Genomic DNA, 2,012 nt, shown 5'->3' on the forward strand with positions numbered 1-2,012 from the left:
GTCAGGACCAGCTCAAGGCCAACTTAACTGAACTGGCCCAAAGTGGCATCTTAGCTTATGCGCAAGAAGGCATTGCATTAACCAGCCCGGAAAACATTCAGCTATCAACCGGTAACAGCGTGAGTATCACGGCGGAAAACCAAACTGACATTACGGCATTAAAAAACATCACGGTATCATCGGGAGAAGCGATAGGGCTATTTGCCCACAAATCAGGGATGAAGGTCTTTGCCAATCAAGGGGATATCAACCTGCAAGCCCAAAATGCCAACCTGAATATGGCCGCAAAACAAGATATCAACATTGACAGTGTTGACGGCAAACTGACCATTACCGCCAGCAAAGAGCTAACCCTAATCTGTGGCGGCTCGTATATCAAAATCAGCAGTAAAGGCATAGAGCTAGGCACACCAGATAACGTTAAGCTTAAATGTAATGTGATGCAAAAGATGGGGCCGGCGAGTATAGATACCGACAAATTAAAATTCATATCCAGTGATATTGATGTAGCAATCATGCGATTTATCAATACTGAACTCATCAATTTTTCAGGCTAAAGGAATAAATAATGGCTTTAACACCAATAAAAAAATGGAAATACCCGATAGTTGTCAACGAAAAAAATCAATCCGGCACTAACCGTTATCATGAAGCATTAATGTTAGCGCAAACCGGTTTTTATCCTGTGAGCGTTAATAAACTTGTGCATGGTGGTATTCATTTTGATGCAAATGTTCTTGGTAATTTAGGCGTTGTTGTTGATAAACCAAGTAAAGTACACTGTATAGCCGATGGTGAAGTCATTGCTTATCGGGTGAATGACAATTATCAAAAACTTGACTATGGCGATAAGGTTGGATTTTACTCAACCAGCTTTGTCTTGGTTCGCCATCTACTTGAAATGGAACGTATTGAAGAAGCAACCCCGGCAACAACTCCGACAACAACAGAAGGTCAGGCATCAACCGAAGCAGATGCAAATAACTCAACTGAAAATTCAACAGCGCCGGCAGCCAATGCATTGCCGTTGTCAAATACTGCACCGGCTACTACAACACCGGCAACGACTGAGTCAACGACCACTCAGACAACAAGCACGGATACCAATACGCCAACTACCCCAACGACAACAGGTGAATCATCAACAGTAAGCACTCCGCCTGCCACAGAGACGGCTAAACCCAAACAGCCCGGTCATCAACTTTATTTTTATAGTTTATATATGCATTTGGCTGATACAAAATTTTACGATGATAACCCAACAGAGCCAGCTCCGGCATTTTGGGAGCAAGATATTTACCGGGTCATTGATAAAGGTTTAGATTTTGTTGAAGGATTAAATATTCGAAAATCGCCTGACTCAAAAAAAGGCGAGATTCTTGCTGTATTACAAGCCGGCACCAAAGTAGAATTGCATCTTGATTTACATACCGAAAATTATAAATGGTATGCTGTCAAATCATTTACTGAGGGATATTCATCAATCCCGCCATTAACCCCTTATAAACATGAAGGAAAAGAAATTCTGGGTTGGGTTTTTAATCACACTAAAATTCAATTGACTGAATCGGTATTTGATATAAAAGGTAAAGATAGTAAATTAGCCAAATCAAAAGGACTAAGAGTAAGGGATGAAAGTAAGAAAAATATACTTTCTATGTTACCAAAGGGTACCCAAATAAAAATAAGCGGTACGAAAAAACCTAAAACTTTTGTTGAATTAGCTGAGATAGTCCGTGATGGAAAACCAACCATACCGTTGCAAGAGCGAAAAAAAATGGTTTGGTACGATAGTCTTGAAAATGTCATCCGGGGCAAAAAATACAATGAGGTAGTGGTATTAGATAAACCGTATCCAATCAAAGCCGGTGATTTAGTGGGGCATATTGGCCATAATCAAAATAAAGGCATCAGCAAACAAAAAGATAAAGACGGTAATTATATAGAGATGGCGACTTTACCGCTAAAAACAGGTTTAACAGCAAGTCAATATAAACCAAGTTTACACGTGG

The 2,012-nt window shown here is 40.1% G+C and carries 1 protein-coding gene and 1 pseudogene; both read left to right on the forward strand.

The annotated features are described in order from the left end of the window. Window positions 1-557 (forward strand): DUF2345 domain-containing protein (locus tag J3U42_RS12160; RefSeq protein ID WP_267336597.1); only part of this gene is annotated, 557 nt, incomplete at its 5' end. A gap of 11 nt (window positions 558-568) precedes the next feature. Beyond that, window positions 569-2,012: pseudogene (locus J3U42_RS12165) on the forward strand (SH3 domain-containing protein); the annotation flags it as partial.

This window comes from Gilliamella sp. B2923, from assembly GCF_026536565.1.
Lineage (GTDB): Bacteria > Pseudomonadota > Gammaproteobacteria > Enterobacterales > Orbaceae > Gilliamella.